Source organism: Stenotrophomonas sp. STEN063 (assembly GCF_056854515.1).
On record NZ_JBXFWF010000021.1, the window covers coordinates 41,204 to 62,645 of the forward strand.

The following is a 21,442-nucleotide window of genomic DNA, read 5'->3' on the forward strand; positions in this document are numbered from 1 at the left end:
CTCCTTCTCCCTTCGGGAGAAGGTGCCCCGAAGGGGCGGATGAGGGTTGGCGCGAAGCGCTGCAGTGCCAAGCCTGTGCGAGGCTTCGCCCTTACCCTCACCCCAACCCCTCTCCCGAAGGGAGAGGGGCTACATCACCGCGAGCTTTGAACCATGACCACGATCTACGGACTGAAAAACTGCGACACCTGCAAGAAGGCCACCAAATGGCTGGATCGCTTCAATGTCGCCTACACCTTCGTCGACTACCGCGACAACAAGCCCAGCCCGGAAACCCTGCTCGAATGGGCTGGCAAGGCCGGCGGTTTCGCCGCGATGATCAACAAATCCTCGACCACCTGGCGGCAGCTGCCGGACAACCGCAAATCGCCCGAGTCCGATGCCGAGTGGAAGCTGCTGCTGCGCGAGTACCCGCAGTTGATCAAGCGCCCGTTGGTGATCACCGACGATGGCAGCCTGAGCCAGGGTTTCAGTGACAACGGCTTCAAGGCCCGTTTCAACATCGCCTGATCCGCCCACCAGCAATTGTGGGAGCGGCGTAAGCCGCGAAGCCACCGACCCAAGAAGGCTGCAATGAACGACGTACTAGCCCTGACCTGCGATCTGATCGCCCGCCCCTCGGTTACCCCGGAAGACGCCGGCTGCCAGCAGCTGATCGCAGGCCGCCTCAGCGCCGCAGGCTTCAACTGCGAGCACCTGCGCCTGGGGGAAGTGGACAACCTCTGGGCCACCCACGGCAGCGGCGCACCGGTACTGGTGCTGCTCGGTCACACCGATGTGGTGCCGACCGGGCCGGTCGAGGCCTGGAGCAGCGACCCGTTCAAGCCGGAGGTGCGCGATGGCGTGCTGTACGGGCGCGGCACTGCCGACATGAAGGGCAGCGTTGCCGCCTTCGTGGTGGCCGCTGAGCAGTTTGTTGCCGCGCATCCGGACCATCCCGGCACGCTGGCGGTGCTGCTGACCAGCGACGAGGAAGGGGATGCCATCGATGGCGTCCGCCACGTTGCCAAACTCTTTGTCGAGCGCGGGCAGGGCATCGACTGGTGCATTACCGGCGAGCCGTCGTCCACCGCCAAGCTCGGTGACCTGCTGCGCGTCGGTCGCCGCGGCAGCCTTTCGGCCAAGCTGCGTATCAAGGGCGTGCAGGGTCATGTCGCCTATCCGGACAAGGCACGCAACCCCATCCATCTGGCCGCAGCGGCGTTGGCTGAGCTGACTGCCCGTCATTGGGACGATGGCTACGAAAGCTTCCCGTCCACCAGCCTGCAGATCTCGAACATCAACGCAGGCACCGGCGCCAACAACGTGATCCCGGGCGAGCTGCAGGTGATGTTCAACCTGCGCTACAACCCACATTGGAATGCGGACAAGCTGGAAACCGAGATTGGTGCGCTGCTGGATCGTCACGGCCTGGATTACGACCTGCAGTGGCACCGCAGCGGCGAGCCGTTCTATACGCCGGAAGGGCGCCTGCGCAGTGTTGCCCGCAACGTTCTGGCCGGATTCGCCGGCGCCGCGCCGGAAGAAAGCACCGGCGGTGGCACCTCCGACGCCCGCTTCATCGCGCCCTTGGGCGCACAGTGCATCGAAGTGGGGCCGGTGAATGCCAGCATCCACCAGGTCGATGAGAACGTGCGCGTCGCCGATCTGGAGGCGCTGCCTGGGCTGTACAGGAAACTGATCGAAAAGCTGCTGGACTAAGCTGTTACGGTGCAAGTGCACAATCTTGCCGGGGGGGCGAGATGGACAGTGTTCAAATGCGGTTCCGTAAAGGGCTGATGGCCCTGCTGCTGGTGTGCCTGCTGCCATTCGCGCACGCCAGCACAACACTGCACGGCTTGCCGCTGCTACGTCAGTTCGGGGCAAGCCAATTGCCTGCCGCGCCAACCTATCCCGGCGTGGTCGTCGACCGCGCGGGCAACCTCTATGCTGCCAGTGGCGAAGGCGTGATGGTCTTCCGTAGCGGGGTATGGGAGCTGTTGGAAGCGTCTGGTGAAGCGCCGGTGTACTCGATCATGCTGGCGCGCGACGGCAGCATCGTTGTCGCCGGCGCAGGGGTTTTCGGACGCTTGCTGCGACAGCCTGATGGAACCCACAAATTCGTTGACCTGTTGCCACGCTTGGCCAGTGCGGGTCTGGTGCAAGGGCCGGTCGAGGTCTTCTCGTTGGGCGAAACCTCGCGTGGCGTACACGCGGTAAGCGCTGGCGCCTTGTTCGTGCTTGAAAAGGACGGCAGCACCACGCGCATGCAGCTTCCCGCTGGCGCACGTACGCGTCCGCTGGTGGCCGGCGACGAGGTCTTCTTCCGTGTTCCGGGGCAAGGTCTTTACCGTGCTGACAAGGCGGCGATGGTGCTGGTCGAAGGCATGGAGTCGCTCGCCAAGCTGCGTGTTCCAGCGGCCTGGCCGTACCGGGGCGGCTTGCTGCTTGCCGCGGCCGATGGCTTCCATTTCAGCGATGGTAGGCGTGTGCGCAAGCTCGACACGGAGGCCGATGCGGCCTTCCGTCTGCACGAGCCGTACACCGGTATTGCCCTTGCCGACGGTGGCTTCGCGATCGGCAGCTTCGACGGCACGATCATGCGTTTCTCCCCCGATCTGCACCTGCTCGACAGTTTTGCCGCGTGTGCGGGTGAGATGCACGACCTGGTGGAGGATCGCGAAGGCGCGGTGTGGATCTCAGGCGAGAACGGCATCGCACGCCTGCGCTGGTCGCTACCCTGGACGCGCTATGGGCGTCTGCATGGCCTGAACGGACGCATCTTCGACAGCACGTGGTATGAGGGCCGCCTGTGGGTGGCAAGCATGGGTGTGTGGAGTGCGCAACCCTCTGCGGCGGGCACGCCAATGTTCTCGCTCTCGCAATGGCCGCGACGCGATCTGGAGACCTTTGCGCTGGAGGGAACAAACGCCGGTCTCCTGATCGGAGATCGCTATGGACTGGCGGTGCTCGATCCCGGGCAAACGCAACCGCGACGGCTGCTGCCGCCGGCGCTGGGTGACAGTGTCAGCAGGCTGATGCCCTCGGCGTTCGACGCCAGGCGCATGTTCGCGTTGACCAACACCAAGATCATCGTGCTCGGTCAACACGACGGGCGCTGGCAGCTGCAGGCGCAGTGGCAGATCGGCGGCGCTGCGGTTGGGGTGTATGAAGGTGTCGCAGGCGAGTTGTGGGCGGGCGATGCAGGCGGTGGCGCGAGGCGCTGGCGCTTCGCTACGGATACTGGCCAATTGCTCGCTGAGCAGCATTTTGGGTCGAAGCAAGGCTTGCCTGCAGCTGCAGGGAAGGGCACTCGTTTGTTCCGGAGTGATCGCGTTTTGTACGCGATATCCGGGCAGCAGGTGCACCGTTTGCAGGGTGAACGGTTTGTTGCCGCGGCTTTGCCCGTGCTGCCGGGACTGCAGGCGCCCATGGAGCTGGAAGGCGAGGACAACGCCAAGGGCAGCTTTGCCTGGACCGCGCGACAGCTATGGTGGCGCAAGCCCGGTGCGGCCACGTTCCAACTGCAGCATGTCAGTGATAGCCGCGTGCCAGGTTTCAAGACGGTTGCCCTGCATCGCGACGGGCAACTGCGCGTGGTTACCCGCGACAGCGTGTTGCAGTTGGATCCTGCTGCGATCGAGTCCGTCGCGACACCGGCGCAGGCGCGGCTGGATCGCATCGAGCTGCAAGGTCCGAACCATCCGCCGGTACTGTTGCCGCTGTTGCCAAAAACACCGCCGCACTTGCCAGCGGGGGCGGGATGGGCCTTGCGCTTCGGTGTGCAGAGCATGGAGCCGGAAGTCGAGTTCCGTTACCGGATGCCGGGCTATCACAACGAATGGTCGCCGTGGACGGCAGGGCGTGAGCTGACCTACCAGCGCTTGCCAGCGGGTGATTACATCTTCCAGTTGCAGGCGAGGGTACTGGGCGGCGCCCCCACCGAGGCGACGAGCTACCCGTTGCAGGTTTCACCCTTCTGGTACCAGCGGCCCTGGGCTCGAGTGGGCTTTGGCGTGGCGGGCTTGTTGTTCGTGGTCGCGGTGGTGCGGCTACGCACCCGTGCCATCAATGCACAAAACCGCCTGCTTGAGCAGAAGATCAACGAGCGCACAGCCGAGCTGCAGAGCGCCAATTCCAGGCTCTCTGCCCTGGCGGTGACCGACGGACTCACCGGCATCGCCAACCGCCACGCGATGGAGAAGGCCTTGCCACGGGCGTGGCAGCGCTGCGTCGAACAGCAGGAGCCGCTGGCGGTGATGATGATCGACGTAGATCACTTCAAACAGTTCAACGACACCCACGGCCACCACATCGGCGACCTGCAGTTGCGCCGCGTTGCGCAGACCCTGGCCGCGCAGGTGACCGGTGCCGAAGAGCTGGTCGCACGCTATGGCGGCGAGGAGTTCGTGTTGATCCTGCCGGGTTGCGACGCGCAGATGGCGATGGCGCTTGGGGAGCGTCTGCGCAGTGCGGTGGAACAGGTGACCGGTGCGGCGGGGCAACGGGTGACCATCAGTGTCGGGGTGGCGGTTTGCACTCCGGTGCCTGGGGAAGACCCGATGGCGCTCGTACGCGGTGCCGACCTGGCACTCTATCGCGGCAAGCGCGAGGGGCGGAATCGGGTTGAGATCGCAACGCTGGATGCGGAGTGACCGGGAGGGGCATGACCTGGGCCAGCGGGAAGCCCGTACTGGTGCCTATCCGAAGCACCTGTTTTCCCTAGGCGACGATCAACCCAAACGCCGCCAATGCCGCCGCAGCCTGCCGCTGCGAGATCACCGCCTTCTTGAAGTGCTTTGCGTCCATCAGGTTGAGCCCGCTGATATCGGTATCGCGCAGGTCGGCACCTTCGAAGCGGGTCAGGCGGGTCTGTGTGTTGCGCAGGCTGCCGCCGGTGAATACGGCATCGCGGAAGTCGCAGCCCGAGAGGTCGGCATCGGAGAAATCCATGCCTTCCAGCTGCGCTTTGCGGAATGACATGCCGCGCAGGTCGGCGCTGACCAGCAGGCAATCGCGGAACTCCAGCGCCCAGCCGCTCACTTCCTGCAGGTGGGCGCCGGTCAGCTTGCAGTCCTTGAATTGCACCGATGACAGCGTGGCGCGTCGCCAGAAGCTGTTGTTGAGGTCGCAGTGATCGAAGCGCGAATCACTGAGCTGCGCGGAACTGAAGTCGCAGTGGCTGCCGCGGCATTTCTGCCACTGGCTTTCCTCCAGTGATGAGGCCAGCCAGTTGGCCCTGCTCAGCGAGCACTGCTTGAACTGGAAGCCGTCCATGTCCAGGCGCGAGAAATCGCCTTCGTCCAGCGTGCAGGATTCGAATATCGCAGCGCGCGGGTGCGCGCGGATGATCTGCTGCATGCGCGCGCGGTCGATGGTTTCTTCGTGGAAAACCGGAGTGTTCGTCATGTCCAACTCTGCAGGTGCTTGCGCGTCATTCTGCGCGACATCGCTGTGCTGATGCAGTCTTGTTGCGGCGGACGTTGTGTGTACAGACCTGCTCGATCTATTCGAAGATGAAGAACGGCGGCGCGATGGCCCGGCGCCAGTACGACTCCTCGGCCAGATAGAACTCCTGCGCCTGGGCGCGCGCGAACCATGCCGCCGCTGCAGTCTCATCTTTCGGCAGGCTTTTGCTGCCGCGACCGAGCGCCAAGCCGCTGAAGTACTGGCCGTAGACATTGCCCTGTTCGCCGGCGCGCTGATACCAGCGCAGTGCCTCGCGCATATCCGTTGGCATGCCGATGCCCGCTTCGTGCAAGGCGCCAAGATCGACCTGGGCCTCGGCATCGCCGCGCGCGGCACGCCGCTGGATGCGGGCGATGGTCGCATTGCTGGAGGGTTGGTCCGGGTCAAGGCGAGCAGCTTCGCTTGAGGCGAGGGTTGCCTTGCGCAGTGCGTCCAGCTTGTACAGCTCACGCATGTACACCGCCGAACGCAGGCGCCAACGCAGTGCGCCCGCCATGTCGCCCTGGCGTTCGTACCAGCGTGCCAGATCGGACATGGCATACGGCGAGCCGTGGTAGGCGGCACTCTGGTACCAGCGCAGTGCCTTGCGCGGTGACGGCTTGAAGCGGACGTCCTCGGGCTTTTGCGGTTCGTCACTGCTGTCCAGGCGGCCGCGCTCAAGGATCCTGCCCAGTTGCTCCTCGGCGCCGGTGCTGCGGTGGGTGCGCGGTATTGTCGCCGCGGCGCGCGCGTACCAATCCAATGCGCGCGGGTCGTTCCAGGCCTGATACATCTTCGCCACCCGCAGTGCGGAATCGAACTGGCCATCGGCGGCCGCGGACAGCGCGTCGCGTTCGGTGTCGCTGGCAGGGCGGGTGTTGGGCCTTGTCGCGCAACCGAGCAGGATGAACAGGGGCAGGGCGTACAGCAGCACGCGGGGTGTGGGACGGGGCATCCAGCAGGTCCGGGCAAGGTGGCGGGGGATTATCGCGGAGTGCGCCGGCCCGGCCGCTGAATCGGTTGCCAAAGCAACAGTTGCGCGGGCGCCGAAAGCGGGATACGGTCAGCGCCATGTCCTCGTTCCTGGCCACCGCCGTCAACAATAACAACCGCAATAATCTGCGCGCGAATAATCGTGCGCGGCCACTGCGGGACTGCGACCAGAGCTAGAACAGGCAACACGCTCAGGACACCAGAAAACCCGCATCGGCCGATGCGGGTTTTTTTGTGGCCGGGCGGGAACACCGAGCGGCTGCAGGTCTTCAAACCGTTGCTTCGAATGTTTGTCCCCACACAACCCAGGAGCTTTCCCATGTGTTCCATCTTCGGCATTTTTGGCCTGCAATCCGGTGACGACCTGCAGGCGCTGCGTCGGCAGGCGCTTGAACAATCCCAGCGCCAGCGGCATCGCGGCCCGGACTGGAGCGGCGTCTACGTGGACGACGGCGCCATCCTGGTGCACGAGCGCCTGGCCATCGTTGACCCGGCCGGTGGCTCGCAGCCGCTGTTGTCCGACGATGGCCAGTTGGCACTGGCAGTGAACGGTGAGATCTACAACCATCAGGAACTTAAGAAGGAACTCACCCAGCCCTACGCCTTCCAGACCGGTTCGGACTGCGAAGTGATCAACGCGCTGTACCGTGAAGATGAACCTGCGTCCTACTTGAACAGGCTCAACGGCATCTTCGCCTTTGCGTTGTGGGACCGCGAGAAACAGCGCGTGATCATCGCCCGCGACCCGATCGGCGTGGTGCCGCTGTACTGGGGCCACGACAAGCAGGGCCGGCTGTGCGTGGCCTCGGAAATGAAGTCGCTGTCCGATACCTGTGCCGACGTGGCGCAGTTCCCGCCCGGCCACTGGTATGACAGCAGCACCGATACGCTGAGCAAGTACTACGAGCGTCCGTGGCGCGACTACGACGCAGTGGAAGGTGTGGACGTATCGCTGACCGAACTGCGCGAGGCCTTCGAGCGTGCCGTGCACCGCCAATTGATGACCGACGTGCCCTATGGCGTGCTGCTGTCCGGTGGCCTGGATTCCTCGCTGGTCGCCGCGGTCGCGGCGCGCTATGCGCGCAACCGCATCGAAGACGGCGGTCAGAGCGAGGCCTGGTGGCCGCGCCTGCACAGCTTTGCCATTGGCCTGAAGGGTTCGCCCGACCTGGCCGCGGCCAAGGTGGCGGCGGAAATGCTGGGCACCGTGCATCACGGTTTCGAATACACCTTCGAGGAAGGCCTTGATGCAGTGCCGGAGGTGATCCGTCACGTCGAGACTTACGACGTCACCACCATCCGTGCATCCACGCCGATGTTCCTGTTGGCGCGACGGATCAAGGCAATGGGCGTGAAGATGGTGCTGTCCGGTGAGGGCAGTGACGAGATCTTCGGTGGCTACCTGTACTTCCACAAGGCGCCGAACGCGCGTGAGTTCCATGAAGAACTCGTGCGCAAGCTGGATGCACTGAACAACTACGACTGCCTGCGCGCGAACAAGTCGATGATGGCCTGGGGCGTGGAGCCGCGCGTGCCGTTCCTGGACCGCGAATTCCTTGATGTGGCGATGAAGATGGATGCGCGCCACAAGATGGTCGACAAGGCCAGCGGCCGCATCGAGAAGGCGGTGTTGCGTGAGGCCTTCGAGGGTTACCTGCCCAAGGAAATCCTTTGGCGGCAGAAGGAGCAGTTCAGCGACGGCGTCGGCTACGGTTGGATCGATGGTTTGAAGGCGCATGCCGAAGCACAGGTCAGCGACCGCGTGCTGGCCGCCGCCGACAAGCGTTTCCCGCACAACCCGCCGCAGACCAAGGAGGCGTACTACTACCGCCACGTCTTCGAGCAGTTCTTCCCCAGCCATGCGGCGTCGGAAACGGTGCCGGGCGGCAAGTCGATTGCCTGTTCGTCACCCGCGGCGATTGCCTGGGATGCCAGCTTCGCCAGCATGGCCGATCCGTCCGGTCGCGCCGTGGCCGGTGTGCACGAACAGGCCTTGGCTGGATAAGTAGTCAATCGACCCGGTGGTCATTTGACGCATTGGCCTGCATTGGCTCCGAAATCCCTCTCCCGGTACAGGAGAGGGATCGGGAGAGGGGGCACGTTTCATGCCGCACAATCCAATGCGCGCGATCAGGAAATTGCAGTTCCTCCCTTCACAACCGATAAAAAGGACTTTCGATGCGTGCTTGTGCGTTGGTGATGCTTGGCCTGTTGTGCAGTTCCTTGGCCCACGCTGCCGAGGTGCCATTGGAGCGGCATCAGCTGGGCAGCTGGGAAACAGATATTGGTTACACCGGCGTGGTGCGCGATGGCGACACGTTGCATATCTCCGGCGTCCCCTGCCGAGGTGCGGACATGCATGTCGCGGTACGCGATTGCTACGGAAAGCTGACGAAAATCCTGCAGCAGTTCAATGCTGACAGCAGCCAGGTGGTCAAGGAAACGGTTTTCACCACGGATATGGATAGCTTGATCAAGGCGATTCCCGATCGCAAGACCTTCTTCCCCGACGGCAAGTATCCAGCCGCGAGCTGGGTGCAGATCAGCCGCCTGTTCGACGCCGAGGCCAAGCTCGAGGTGGAGTGGACGGTGCGCTTGAAGTAAGCGCGTAGTGCATTGGTGACGGCGAGCCGGTCAGCTGTTTGTGGGAGCGGCGTCAGCCGCGAAGCAGGGACACCATCAGATTGCATATGCATCGAGGGTTCCAGTAAATCCAGCTTCGCGGCTTATGCCGCTCCCACGCCTGGATGCCAGCCGGGGTTGCGTGGGCGGTGATGTCTCCTATCTTGGACTCAAGCTCAGGGTGTGCGCCGGCTTGCCTGGCAGGAACGGCGTTGGTCGGCCTTCCACCCAGTCGTCGTGGCCTGCGCCCCAGAACGGTGACAGCGGATGGCCGCTCTGGCCGCCGGGCATGTGCACGATGCCGTCGGCTTCGTGACCGGGTGACACCACCATGCGTTCGGAGGCACCGAACTTGGGCCCGACCACGCGCGGCATGTTGTCATCGCCGGCCAAGGGCTGGGCCGGCATGCACAGCCAGCGCTTGAACAGACCCGGCAGCGCCGCCGAGACCGGATGGCAGATCGCTGCAGTATTGCGCTCGCCCCAGCTGCGTTGCGCCAGATCCGGGCCCTGTTCGGCCAGATCCTTCTCAAGTTGGCGGGCGCTGTCGGCGAGCAGGGCATCCCAGCTCTCATAGGGTGGCGGCAGCAGATGCGGAGGACGCTCCTTGAGCAGGGGCCACAGCACGCCTTCGAACTGGGCAAGCTTGGGTGGAATGTAGCGCTCGCCAAGGCGTTGCTTGGCCGTCGCCAGCAGCGCGCCTTCCATGTTGTCCATCAGGATGCCGCGGAACCCGCGTGCCATCCGGTAACTGACCGAGTCGGGGGAGGCGCGGCCCTGCCATTGGCGGCTGGCGACTTCCAGACGCTTCAGTGCAGGATCATCGCTATGCTCGATGGTCTGCCGCAGCAGCTTCCACCAGCGTTCCATCAGCAGGGCGCGGTCGTCCAGCTGGATCGCCAGCAGGTCGCTTTCATTGAAGCTCTCGTGGGCAAACAGACCGTCGCGGATCTGCTTGGCGCGCGCACCGAAGTCATAACCGCCATCGCCGGCTTCGGCCAGGGCGGCACCGTCGAGGACGCGGCCATTGGCCGTCCACAAGCGATGGTCCGGTGGGTCGACCAGTGCCGGTGCGTGGTCGGTGCGGATCGGCCACGGCGAGCAGCTGGCCTGCGCCGCTGCGTCGGCATGGCAACTCGGGTCACGCGCAGGGCGCGCGCCGATGAGGCGCCAGGCGATACGGCCAGTGCGGTCAGCGACCAGCAGGTTCTGAGCAGGGATGCCCGAGCGGTCGGCTACCGCAAATGCGGAATCCAGGTCGGCGGCCTTGGCCATGTCAGCGAAATCCAGGCGGACCGCACCGGCTTGTTGACCAACCCAGCGCAGTGCGAGCAGTTGACCGTCGGGTTCGTCGTGCAGGACCGGGCCCCAATCGCTCTCCCGCACCAGCAGCATTTCCGGGTTGGCACCGGCAACGGCAATGGCCTCGTTGTAGCTGCGCAGCGGCGTGTTGGCGGGCAGGGTGGTGTAGTCCGCGGTGTCGATATAGCTGTTGGTGAAGGCCCAGGCCACCCGCGTATTGCTGCCGACGATGACTGCAGGCAGGCCGGGCAGGGTGAATCCGGCGACATCGACCTTGCCTTCCGGCGCGGTCGGGTCGGCATAGCGCAGGCGTGCGCGGAACCAGATATTCGGCGCACGCAGGCCCAGGTGCATGTCGTCGGCGATGATGGCGCGGCCGTCGGGAGTCAGAGCTCCTGCTACTGCGAAGTTGTTGCTACCCGGAAAAGAACCGGTCGCCGCAGGCGACCCACCTACGTCTCTCTCCTGCGCAGCGGGAGAGAGGGGGACCGCTTGCGAAGCAGGCAGTGGAGTGAGGGCCGGCGCGGTGCCTGCATTGCGCAGGTCCAGCGTTGCCGCATCCGGTAATACCGCATCGCCACGGGGCGCGCCGAACAAGGGTGCATCCCAGCTGCTGCCGTCGTGGGCAAGCATTGCGTACAGCGCGGGTGGCACCACGCTGCGGATGCGCGCCATCGCCAGTTCGCGGGTATTGGTCGGGTCCTGCAGGTCGGCGTACATCGCCAGCCCGGTCAGCACCGAGTCCTCCAGCTCCCACGGCCGCGGCTGCTGGCGCAGCAGCAGATACGGCCATGGCCGCACCGGCAGGGCGGCCAGGCCGGCATTGACGCCGTCGCGGTAGGCTTCGATCACGCCGCGTTTGTCGCCGAGGGCGGCGCCCAGGTTCTGCTGGGTATGGGCGCGCAGCCGGTGCACGCGCATGCGCCTGTCCAGTGGCAAGGCCTTGGCGCCGAACAGTTCGGACAGTTCCCCGGCCGCCGAGCGGCGCATCAGGTCCATCTCGAAGAAGCGTTCCTGCGCGTGTACATAGCCCAGCGCACGGGCCATGTCGGTCTCGTTGGCGGCCTCGACGGTGAGCACCCCCAGTGCGTCACGCTGGATGCTGACCGGTGCCGACAGCCCCGGCAGCGCCAGTTCCCCGTCCAACTGCGGCAGGCTGCCACGCAGCAACCCCCAGATGACCAGCAGCAAGACCAGCAACAGCCCCAATACAACCCAAAGCGAACGCAGCAGCCAACGCAGCACAGGCCTACCCCCGGTAGCGGTTCTGTCGCGATTGTAGACAGCTTGTGAAGCCGAAAGAGAGGGAATCGCAACTGAAAGTGATTCCGATTAGATCATTGGGTTTTCAGATGGGGCACCCTATGCACCATCGAATCATCAGGAGCACCCCCCCATGCAGGGCAAAGCCGAAGTCATTGAGTGCCTGAAGGAGCTGCTGCGCGGCGAACTGGCTGCGCGCGACCAGTACTTCATCCATTCCCGTCGCTATGAGGACCAGGGCCTGCTGGCGCTGTTCGAGCGCATCGGCCACGAGATGGAAGAAGAGACACAGCACGCCGATGCGCTGCTGCGCCGCATCCTGTTCCTCGGCGGCAACCCGGACATGCGTCCGCACGCCTTCGAGCCGGGTGTGACCGTGATGGAGATGTTGGAAAAGGACCTGCAGGTCGAGTACCAGGTGCGCGCCAACCTGGCCGCCGGTGTGAAGCTGTGCGAAGCGCAGGGTGACTACGTCAGCCGCGACATCCTGCTGCTGCAGCTGCGCGACACCGAGGAAGACCATGCCTGGTGGCTGGAGAAGCAGCTGGGCCTGATCAAGCGTATTGGCCTTGAGCTGTACCAGCTGAGCAAGATGGACGCCAAGGGCACCCCGGCACATTGATCTGAGGGCGGTGGACGCCGCCTGGTAGTGCCGACCCATGGTCGGCATCTGTCAGGTCTATCGGTAATGCCCCTGCCGACCATGGGTCGGCACTACAGGCGCTGCAGCCTGTAGACGGCGGTGGAAAGTGCAGTTGCGCCGTCCGCGCGGAAATCCGGCTGCTGATCAAGGATGTCGCGGCGTTCCAGCAGGCCGGCCTGCCAGGGGCTGGCGAACAAGCGCTGCACTTCGGCTTCTACCACCGAGAACGGCGGGCCCTGCTTTTCGTCCTGCGGGTATTCCAAGGTGATCAGCACGCCTTGGCAACCTATCGGCAACTGCCCGTACAAGGTGTCGCGGTAGTGTTGGCGCAGGTGCGGCGGCAAGGCGATCAGGGCGGCGCGGTCGTAGACGCCGGCTGTGTCTGCCAGCAACTCCGCGTCCAGTGCAAATGCATCACCACAGATGATTTCAATCGGCCCGGCGCTGTAGTGCTCGCCGTACTGGCTGCTGTGGCGTAGCGGACTGATGCCGGCTTCAGCGAAGAACTGCTCGATCGCCATTGGCGACAATTCGACGCCAAGCACGCGGTGGCCTTGCGCGGCCAGCCAGTGCATGTCCAGGGTCTTGCCGCACAGCGGCACCAGTACGCGGCTGCCTGCCGGGAGTTGCAGTTCGGGCCAGTGCTTCTGCAGCAGTGGCATCACTTCGTTGCGATGGAAGCCGATTTGACCGTTCTGCCAACGTTGCAGCCAGAAGTCGGGTTGCATGGGGGTCTCCGCTTGTGTTGCCGGTGGTTTGTAGGAACGGCGTGAGCCGCGAAGCTGATAGCAATGGATCAAGCGTGGTCTATGGTCACTGCTGATTGTTGGTTCAGTGGCTTCGCGGCTTACGCCGCTCCTACAAGAAACAAAAAGCAGAAGGCCGGGCATTGCCCGGCCTTCTTTGTACTTACTGGACTTCAAGCCCTTCCACCTTCTGCCACCCACGCGGCAGCAGATGCCCGCGCGTTGCCCGCGTTCCCAGATACGTCTCCAGGTCCTTGAACGACAGGTTCATGGTGCGCTGGCCACTGCGTACCAGCAGGCTGTTGCCCGGACCAACCGCGACCACCGCCACCACGCGCTCGGTGGAGAGCTTGGCCTTGGGGATCTCGATGATCTTGTTGCCCTTGCCCTTGTCCAGCTCAGGCAACTCGCTGGCCGGGATGGCGAGCATGTTGCCGGCGCTGGTGACCGCGACGATGCGGTCGGTTTCCGGGTTGGCGACCAGGGACGGGGTCAGCACTGCCGAACCAGCGGACAGGTTGAGCATCGCCTTGCCGGCCTTGTTGCGGCCGGTCAGGTTCTCGAAGCGGGTGACGAAACCATAACCATGCGTGGACGCCAGCACGAAGCGGGTGTTGTTGTCGCCGCTGGCCACGGTGACGAAGCTGCTGCCCGGAGCCGGCGAGAAGCGGCCGGTCAACGGCTCGCCATTGCCACGTGCCGAGGGCAGGGTATGCACCGGCGTGGAGTAGGCGCGGCCTTCGGTATCGAGGAAGGCGACCTGCTGCGTGCTTCGCGTGCGTGCCACCGCCAGCAGGCTGTCACCGTCGCGGTAGTTCAGGGTCGAGCCATCGACATCGTGGCCCTTGGCTGCGCGTACCCAACCCTTCTCCGACAGCACCACGGTCATCGGCTCGCTGGGGACCAGCTCGGTCTCGTCGATGGCCTGGGCGGCACCGCGCTGCACCAGCGGCGAACGGCGATCGTCGCCGAACTTCTTGGCGTCGGCCAGCAGTTCGTCCTTGACCAGCTTCTTCAGCTTGGCGCTGCTCTGCAGGATCGACAGGATCTTGTCGCGTTCCTTGGCCAGCTCGTCCTGCTCGCCGCGGATCTTCATTTCTTCCAGGCGCGCAAGCTGCTTCAGCTTGGTTTCCAGGATGTATTCGGCCTGGTCTTCGCTCAGCGCGAAGCGTGCGATCAGCGCGGCCTTGGCATCGTCCTCGGTGCGGATGATGCGGATCACTTCGTCCAGGTTGAGGAAGGCAACCAACAAGCCTTCCAACAGGTGCAGGCGACGCTCGACCTTCTGCAGGCGATGGTTGAGGCGGCGGGTGACCGTGTCCTGGCGGAAACGCAGCCACTCGCTGAGCAGCATCTTCAGGTTCTTGACCTGCGGACGACCGTCCAGACCGATGACGTTGAGGTTGACGCGGTAGCTGCGCTCAAGGTCGGTGATGGCGAACAGGTGGCCCATCAGCTGCTCGGCGTCGACGCGGTTGGAACGCGGCATCAATACCACGCGCACCGGGTTGGCGTGGTCGGATTCGTCGCGGATGTCTTCCAGCCACGGCAGCTTCTTGGCGCGCATCTGCGCGGCGATCTGCTCGATTACCTTGGACGGCGAGACCTGGTGCGGCAGCGCATCGATGACGATGTTGCTGCCTTCCTTCTTGAAAGTGGCACGCGCACGCACGCTGCCATTGCCGGTCTCGTAGATGTTCCGCAGGTCCGACGGCGAGGTGATGATCTCGGCGGTGGTCGGGTAGTCCGGGCCCTTCACGTGCTCGCAGAGCTCGGCGACGGTGGTATCCGGCTCGTCGATCAGGCGCACCAGCGCGCTGACGATCTCATTGAGATTGTGCGGCGGTACGTCGGTGGCCATGCCCACGGCGATGCCGGTGGTGCCGTTGAGCAGCAGGTGCGGCAGGCGTGCCGGCAACCAGCTTGGCTCTTCCAGGGTGCCGTCGAAATTCGGCGACCAGTCGGTGGTGCCCTGGCCCAGTTCGCCCAGCAACACCTCGGCGATCGGGGTCAGCTTGGATTCGGTGTAACGCATGGCCGCGAACGACTTGGGGTCGTCGCTGGAGCCGAAGTTGCCCTGGCCGTCGATCAGCGGGTAGCGGAACGAGAACGGCTGGGCCATCAGCACCAGGGCCTCGTAACAGGCGCTGTCGCCGTGCGGGTGGTACTTACCGATGACGTCACCGACGGTGCGGGCGGACTTCTTGGGCTTGGATGCGGCACCCAGGCCCAGTTCGCTCATCGAATAGATGATGCGGCGCTGCACCGGCTTGAGCCCGTCGCCGATGAAGGGCAGGGCGCGGTCCAGCACCACGTACATGGAGTAATCAAGATAGGCGCGTTCAGCGTATTCGCGCAGTGGCTGCTGTTCGAAGCCATGGTAAGCGGGGCGTGCAGACTCAGTCATTGCGGGTGGGTGCTACCTGTTGTGCGGAGCCAAGGCGGGGGCCGCCGGCTGCCTGATCCGACGATTATCCGGATGGCGGCGGAGATGCCAAGCCACGGACGGGATCGAGCCCGCCTTCCAGCCCCTGTTCTGCCCGGCTCTGGTAGCGGCCGGGCGGCAGGCCGAAGTGACGACGGAACACGATCACGAAGGCGCTGGGGCTGCTGAACCCCAGTGAATGGGCGATGTCGGCCACGGCATGGCCGTCGTTGAGGCGGCGCAGCGCCTCGGCAAGCCGTGCCTGCTGCCGCCACTGGGCGAAGCTCAAGGTGGTCTCGTCGCGGAAATGGCGGCTCAGGCTGCGCGGTGACAGGCCCGCCCACTGCGCCCATTGCGCAAGGCTGCGGTCATCGGCCGGCTCGGCCAACAGCTGCGAGGCAATCCGCAGCAGGCGGCGATCGGCCGGCATCGGCAGGTGCATGCGCTGGCGCGGTGCCTGCCGGATTTCGTCGAGCAGTACATCCATCATGTGCTGCTGGGGCAGAGACAGTGGCTGCTCCGGCGACCAGTCGCTGATCCGCTCGGCCAGTGCATTGAGCAGGCGGGATATGCCGATCACACAGGGGTCGTCGGGCAAATCAACACAGATCGGGCTGGCCAGGGCCATGCCCCAGCCACGCAGTGGGCCGTCGATCACCACCGTATGCGGCTCGGCTGCGGGCATCCAGCCGCCCGAACCCGCCGGCAAGGACCAGGTGCCGTGACGGGTGCGGGTGGTCAGCAGGCCGCGCTCGACGCAGATCAGCTGTGCCCGCGCATGCTGGTGCCAGTCCACCTCGCGGGCCAGGCCCTGCGGGCTGTCGAAGCGGAAGCCGAACACTGGCGGTCCGTCGTCGCGCTCGAACCAGTCCAGTTCCTGGTCACGCAGCAGCGGGGCGGGCAGCTGCATGTCAAAGCCCTGCGGTGCCCGCCGCCTGACCGAAGAAAGGGTTGCGCCTGTGCTTGGCCGGATTTCGTCATTCATTGGCTGGATTGTATTACCGGGCCACGCGCACAGCCATTACTGTGTCCCGGTCGGCCGCAGACACCATTGGTGCAACACAGCATTTGATACCAAGTAGAATATTTCCATTGAGAAATATTCCATCTGGAAGGAAAATGCCCGCCCATGATCTGTGCCGACACCACTCAGCCCCCCAGCTTTGGCCTGTTGCTGCGGCAAGTCCGCGACGGCCTCGCCCGGCAGCTTGATGCCTCCATGGCCGAGGAAGACCTCGGCCTTGGATTCAGCCACTACATCGGTCTGAAGACCTTGATGCACATGGCGCCCTGTACTGCGAACCAGCTTGCACGCGGCCTGGACCAGGTTCCCAGCGCGGTGACCCGTCTGCTGGACAAGTTCGAAGCGCTTGGTTGCGTGCGCCGCGAGACGCATGCGCAGGACCGTCGTGCATTGCAGATCGTGCTGACCGATGAAGGCCGTGCCCTGTGGCTGCGCTTGAAACAGCGTGGCGACAAGGTGATGGAAGACGCCATGCGTGACCTGCAGGTGGAGGAGCGGGAGATGTTGATGTCCCTGCTGCTCCGTATACGTGACTCCTTGATGACCCCATGAAAACCATGTCCTCCCCCACATCCCTGGTTTCATCCGCCCGCGGCCTCCTGGCCGCGGCGCTGGTTCTTACGCTGGCCGCGTGTGCCAGCAGCCGTGGCCTGCAACCGCAGGGGCGACTGCTGGATGCCGACAGCCTGCACAGCAGCCGCAGCCTGGCCGGTACCCCGCTCAGTGCAGCAGGCTTTCCTGCCGCCGACTGGTGGCGTGCACTCGCCGACCCGCAGTTGGATGCGCTGATCGACGAAGCCCTGCGCGGTTCTCCTTCGCTGGAAGCCGCCGACGCGCGCCTGCGCCAGGCCCAGGCACACGCCGCCAGCAGCAATGCCGAGCGCAAGCCCAGCCTGTCGTTGTCGCCGGGCTATACCGGCATGCGCCTGCCCGAATCCATGGCCGGTGATGAAATCGGCGGCCATTACATGGGTAGCGTGCAGGCCGTGGCCAACTTCAGCTATGGCGTCGACCTGTGGGGCGGCAAGCGTGCCGCCTGGGAAGCCGCCGTCGACAGCGGCCACGCCGCTGCCGTGGATGCGCAGGCTGCGCGCCTGGACCTGGCCGCCGCCATCGTCCAGGGCTACGTGCAGCTGGCCCATGCCGGGCAACTGCAGCGTGTTGCCAATGACGAACTGGCGCGCGCCGAGAAGACCTTGCAGCTGACCCGCCAGCGTCGCGCCGCCGGTATCGACAGTGAACTGCAGGTGCAGCAGGCACAGGCACGGCTGCCTGCCGCACAACAGCAGCAACTGGCCGCACAGCAGCAGATCGATGTGTCGCGCAATGCGCTGGCCGCGCTGCTCGGCAAAGGGCCGGATCGTGGCCTGGACATCAAGGTTCCGAATGAATTGAATCCGCTGGCCCTGCAGCTGCCAGGTGTAGTTCCCAGCGAACTGCTGGGCCGGCGTCCGGATATCGTTGCCGCGCGCTGGCGCGTGGAAGCGGTGGACAAGCAGATCAAGGTCGCCAAGACCCGCTTCTACCCCAACCTCAACCTGACCGCCTTGGGCGGGGTGGTGTCCAAGGACCTGGGCAGCCTGCTTGAAAGCGGCTCCACCTTCGGTCTGCTGGCACCGGCGCTGAGCCTGCCGATCTTCGATGGCGGTCGCCTGCGTGCCGGCCTCGCCAGTAGCGATGCCGACTACGATCTTGCCGTGGCCAACTACAACCACACCCTGGTGGAGGCCCTGCGCGACGTTGCCGACCAGGTCAACGCCAGCCGTTCGCTGGCCGAGCAGGTGCAGGCGCAGCAGCAGCTGCGTGGCATCGCGCAGACCGCCTACGAGCTTGCGCAGCAGCGCTACCGCGCCGGTATCGGCAATTACCTTGATGTGCTCAGCACCCAGGACCGCCTGCTGCAGGCCGACCAGGGGCTGAGCAACCTGCAATCACAGCAACTGCTGTCTTCGGTACGCCTGAGCACCGCCCTCGGCGGCGGCTTCCAGCCCACCGCCGACACGGCGCCGGCCGTTGCCGCCGGCAACGACACCACGCATTCCTGAGAGTCCCCCGAATGAGCCAGACAACCTCCCCCGATGCGGCAGCCGCCGCTCCCAGCCGTCGCGGCAAGCTGCTGCGCGGCCTGTTGTTCGTCATCCTGATCCTGCTGGCAGCGTTTGCCGCCTGGTACTACTTCCTCGGCCGCTGGGCCGAGGAAACCGACGACGCCTATGTCGGCGGCAACCAGGTGCAGATCACCCCGCAGATCACCGGCACCGTGGTGTCCATCGCCGCCGATGACGGCATGAAGGTGGAGCAGGGCCAGCTGCTGGTGCAGCTGGACCCGGCCGATACCGAAGTGGCGATGCAGCAGGCGCAGGCCAACCTCGCCAGCACCGTGCGCCAGGTGCGCGGCCTGTACCGCAGTGCGGAAGGTGCGCAGGCGGAATTGAACGCGCGGATGGTGTCGGTGAAGCGCGCACGCGAAGACTTCGCCCGTCGCCGTGACCTCGCTGCCAGCGGTGCCATCTCCAATGAAGAACTGGCCCACGCCCGTGACGAGCTGGCCGCTGCCGAAGCCGCCGTTGCCGGTTCGCGCGAGACCGTCGAGCGCAGCCGCGCGCTGATCGACGACACCGTCATCGCCACCCAGCCGGACGTGCAGGCGGCTGCGGCACAGCTGCGCCAGGCCTATCTCAATAACGCACGTGCCGGCATCGTTGCGCCGGTTACCGGCTATGTTGCGCGTCGCTCGGTGCAGGTCGGCCAGCGCGTGCAGCCGGGTGCGGCCTTGATGGCGGTGGTGCCGGCCGAACAGATGTGGGTGGATGCGAACTTCAAGGAAACCCAGCTGCGGCACATGCGCCTGGGCCAGGAAGTGGAGCTGCGCTCGGACCTGTACGGTGGCGACGTCACCTACAAGGGTCATATCACCAACCTCGGCCTGGGTACCGGTTCGGCGTTCTCGTTGCTGCCGGCGCAGAACGCCAGCGGTAACTGGATCAAGATCGTGCAGCGCGTGCCGGTGCGCATCGCCGTCGACGCCAAGCAGCTTGCCGAGCATCCGCTGCGCCTGGGCTTGTCGATGAAGGCCGAGGTCAACCTGCACGACCAGAAGGGCACGGTGCTGCCGGCCGATGCGGCCAAGGGCACGGTGTACGGCACGCAGGTCTATGCCAAGCAGCTGCACGATGCCGACGCGCTGATCCACAGCATCATCCAGGACAACCTGCCGCAGTCCGCGCGCGCCAGCTGAGGTCACCATGTCCGCTCAAGCTCCCACGGCGCCGGCCACGACGGTCGGCGCAGGGCCAGCCAATGTTGCGTTGTGCACGGCCGGCCTGGCGCTGGCCTCGTTCATGCAGGTGCTGGATACCACCATCGCCAATGTCTCGTTGCCGACGATCGCCGGCAACCTCGGCGCCAGTTCGCAGCAGGCGACCTGGGTCATCACCTCGTTCGCGGTCAGCACCGCGATTGCCTTGCCGCTGACGGGGTGGTTGAGCCGCCGCTTCGGTGAAGTGAAGCTCTTCATCTGGGCGACCATCGCGTTCTCGATCGCCTCGCTGTTGTGCGGCATCGCCCAGAGCATGGGCATGCTGGTGGTGTCGCGCGCGCTGCAGGGCTTCGTGGCCGGGCCGATGTACCCGATCACCCAGTCGCTGCTGGTGTCGATCTATCCACGGGAGAAGCGCGGGCAGGCTTTGGCCTTGCTGGCGATGATCACCGTGGTGGCGCCGATTGCCGGTCCCATCCTCGGTGGCTGGATCACCGACAACTACAGCTGGGAATGGATCTTCCTGATCAACGTGCCGTTGGGCATCATCGCCGCGGCGATTGTCGGCAGCCAGCTGCGCCATCGCGTGGAAACCACCGAGCGTCCGAAGATGGATTACGTCGGCCTGGTCACCCTGGTGATCGGCGTTGGCTGCCTGCAGCTGATGCTGGACCTGGGCAACGAGGAAGACTGGTTCAACTCGACCAAGATCGTGGTGCTGACCTGTATTGCTGCGGTGATGCTGGCGGTGTTCGTGATCTGGGAGCTGACCGACAAGGACCCCATTGTTGACCTGAAGTTGCTGCGGCATCGCAACTTCCGTGCTGGCACCTTGGCGATGATTGTTGGTTACGCCGCGTTCTTCTCGGTGGCGTTGATGATCCCGCAGTGGTTGCAGCGTGACATGGGCTATACCGCAATCTGGGCCGGCCTGGCGACTGCGCCACTAGGCATCCTGCCGATCATGGTGGCGCCCGTGCTGGGCAAGTTCGGCCACAAGGTCGACATGCGCTACCTGGCGACGATTGCGTTCTTCGTGTTGTCGATGACCAGTTTCATGCGCTCGGGCTTCAACCTGCAGGTCAACTTCGAGCACGTTGCCGGCGTGCAGTTGCTGATGGGTGTTGGGTTGGCGCTGTTCTTCATGCCGGTGTTGCAGATCCTGTTGTCCGACCTTGACGGCCGCGAGATCGCCGCCGGCTCTGGCCTGGCGACCTTCCTGCGCACCTTGGCGGGCAGCTTCGCGGCGTCGCTTACAACGTGGTTGTGGGCGCGTCGGACTCAACAACATCATGCTGATCTGACCGAGCATGTGTCGCTGTACGATCCGGGCATGCATCAGCAGGTGACTGCGATGGGGCAGGGCGACCTGCAGCATGGTGCGGCGGTGCTCAACGAGATGATCAATCACCAGGCCTCGCAGATGGGCTTCAACGACATCTTCCTGCTGCTGGGCTGGGTGTTCCTGCTGATCATCGGCCTGGTGTGGCTGGCCAAGCCGCCGTTTGGTGCGGGAGCGGGGGCTGCGTCGACTGGTGGCCATTAGTCCCGATTGTTGTAGGAGCGGCGTAAGCCGCGAAGCCGACAGCAATGACGCTACAGCGAAGCCCGCAATCGGAAAGACTGCGGGCTTCGTTTTTATCTGTAGTGGGGGGGCCGGGGCGGCCGTGTGGCGAGGACGGGGGGGGGATCGCAAGGCAGAAGGCGGGCGAACCAGTTGGGCTTGGGTCGTGAGGCC

16 protein-coding genes are annotated in these 21,442 nt (G+C 64.8%); 10 read left to right on the forward strand and 6 right to left on the reverse strand.

The window, feature by feature from the left end:
* Positions 1-153: 153 nt before the first annotated feature.
* The 3 genes from AC1VWL_RS07740 to AC1VWL_RS07750 all read left to right on the forward strand — a co-directional run bounded on the left by AC1VWL_RS07740 (position 154) and on the right by AC1VWL_RS07750 (position 4,634).
* Positions 154-510 (forward strand): Spx/MgsR family RNA polymerase-binding regulatory protein, encoded by a 357-nt coding sequence (locus AC1VWL_RS07740; protein WP_296251301.1) that lies wholly within the window; start codon positions 154-156, stop codon positions 508-510.
* A gap of 63 nt (positions 511-573) precedes the next feature.
* Entirely contained in the window at positions 574-1,701 is a 1,128-nt protein-coding gene (dapE, locus tag AC1VWL_RS07745; RefSeq protein WP_482986308.1) for a succinyl-diaminopimelate desuccinylase, read from the forward strand.
* A gap of 56 nt (positions 1,702-1,757) precedes the next feature.
* Positions 1,758-4,634, forward strand: a complete 2,877-nt coding sequence (locus tag AC1VWL_RS07750; RefSeq protein WP_482986309.1) for a GGDEF domain-containing protein — start codon at positions 1,758-1,760, stop codon at positions 4,632-4,634.
* 67 nt (positions 4,635-4,701) lie between these two features.
* Here AC1VWL_RS07750 and AC1VWL_RS07755 read toward each other — a convergent pair whose 3' ends face one another.
* The gene (locus tag AC1VWL_RS07755) at positions 4,702-5,388 is read right to left on the reverse strand and encodes a pentapeptide repeat-containing protein (RefSeq protein ID WP_482986310.1); all 687 of its coding nucleotides are present in this window, start codon (positions 5,386-5,388) and stop codon (positions 4,702-4,704) included.
* Between the two features lie 97 nt (positions 5,389-5,485).
* Entirely contained in the window at positions 5,486-6,382 is an 897-nt protein-coding gene (locus AC1VWL_RS07760; protein ID WP_482986311.1) for a tetratricopeptide repeat protein, read from the reverse strand.
* A gap of 357 nt (positions 6,383-6,739) precedes the next feature.
* Between AC1VWL_RS07760 and asnB the strand changes: the two genes are divergently transcribed.
* Together asnB and AC1VWL_RS07770 are read left to right on the forward strand one after the other, a co-directional pair.
* Positions 6,740-8,425, forward strand: a complete 1,686-nt coding sequence (gene asnB, locus AC1VWL_RS07765; RefSeq protein ID WP_482986312.1) for an asparagine synthase B — start codon at positions 6,740-6,742, stop codon at positions 8,423-8,425.
* A 173-nt stretch (positions 8,426-8,598) separates the two neighbouring features.
* A complete protein-coding gene (locus tag AC1VWL_RS07770; protein ID WP_482986313.1) occupies positions 8,599-9,024 on the forward strand; it encodes a RidA family protein in 426 nt (141 codons plus the stop codon).
* A 177-nt stretch (positions 9,025-9,201) separates the two neighbouring features.
* On the opposite strand, the gene AC1VWL_RS07775 is transcribed toward AC1VWL_RS07770, so the two are convergent.
* Positions 9,202-11,589 carry a penicillin acylase family protein gene (locus AC1VWL_RS07775; protein ID WP_482986314.1) on the reverse strand — a complete coding sequence of 796 codons (2,388 nt, stop codon included), beginning with the start codon at positions 11,587-11,589 and terminating at the stop codon, positions 9,202-9,204.
* Positions 11,590-11,740: 151 nt separating this feature from the next.
* Between AC1VWL_RS07775 and AC1VWL_RS07780 the strand changes: the two genes are divergently transcribed.
* Positions 11,741-12,229 carry a bacterioferritin gene (locus AC1VWL_RS07780; RefSeq protein WP_282273472.1) on the forward strand — a complete coding sequence of 163 codons (489 nt, stop codon included), beginning with the start codon at positions 11,741-11,743 and terminating at the stop codon, positions 12,227-12,229.
* Positions 12,230-12,321: 92 nt separating this feature from the next.
* Here AC1VWL_RS07780 and AC1VWL_RS07785 read toward each other — a convergent pair whose 3' ends face one another.
* From AC1VWL_RS07785 to AC1VWL_RS07795, 3 genes are all read right to left on the reverse strand, one after another.
* Positions 12,322-12,978, reverse strand: coding sequence for a thiopurine S-methyltransferase (locus tag AC1VWL_RS07785; RefSeq protein ID WP_482986315.1), 657 nt, complete (start codon positions 12,976-12,978; stop codon positions 12,322-12,324).
* 181 nt (positions 12,979-13,159) lie between these two features.
* Positions 13,160-15,403 (reverse strand): DNA topoisomerase IV subunit A, encoded by a 2,244-nt coding sequence (gene parC, locus AC1VWL_RS07790; RefSeq protein WP_482986316.1) that lies wholly within the window; start codon positions 15,401-15,403, stop codon positions 13,160-13,162.
* A 64-nt stretch (positions 15,404-15,467) separates the two neighbouring features.
* Positions 15,468-16,331 (reverse strand): helix-turn-helix domain-containing protein, encoded by an 864-nt coding sequence (locus tag AC1VWL_RS07795; protein ID WP_482986317.1) that lies wholly within the window; start codon positions 16,329-16,331, stop codon positions 15,468-15,470.
* Between the two features lie 219 nt (positions 16,332-16,550).
* Here AC1VWL_RS07795 and AC1VWL_RS07800 point away from each other — a divergent pair, with 219 nt between their 5' ends.
* Genes AC1VWL_RS07800 through AC1VWL_RS07815 form a run of 4 tightly spaced genes read left to right on the forward strand, consistent with a single transcriptional unit; the run spans position 16,551 to position 21,250 of the window.
* Positions 16,551-16,997 (forward strand): MarR family winged helix-turn-helix transcriptional regulator, encoded by a 447-nt coding sequence (locus AC1VWL_RS07800; RefSeq protein WP_303746916.1) that lies wholly within the window; start codon positions 16,551-16,553, stop codon positions 16,995-16,997.
* Positions 16,998-17,002: 5 nt separating this feature from the next.
* Positions 17,003-18,490, forward strand: a complete 1,488-nt coding sequence (locus AC1VWL_RS07805; protein WP_482986318.1) for an efflux transporter outer membrane subunit — start codon at positions 17,003-17,005, stop codon at positions 18,488-18,490.
* Between the two features lie 11 nt (positions 18,491-18,501).
* Positions 18,502-19,683, forward strand: a complete 1,182-nt coding sequence (locus AC1VWL_RS07810) for a multidrug transporter (RefSeq protein ID WP_482986319.1) — start codon at positions 18,502-18,504, stop codon at positions 19,681-19,683.
* A gap of 7 nt (positions 19,684-19,690) precedes the next feature.
* On the forward strand, positions 19,691-21,250 hold the full coding sequence (locus AC1VWL_RS07815) for a DHA2 family efflux MFS transporter permease subunit (RefSeq protein WP_482986320.1): 1,560 nt from the start codon (positions 19,691-19,693) through the stop codon (positions 21,248-21,250).
* The last annotated feature ends 192 nt before the right edge of the window (positions 21,251-21,442 follow it).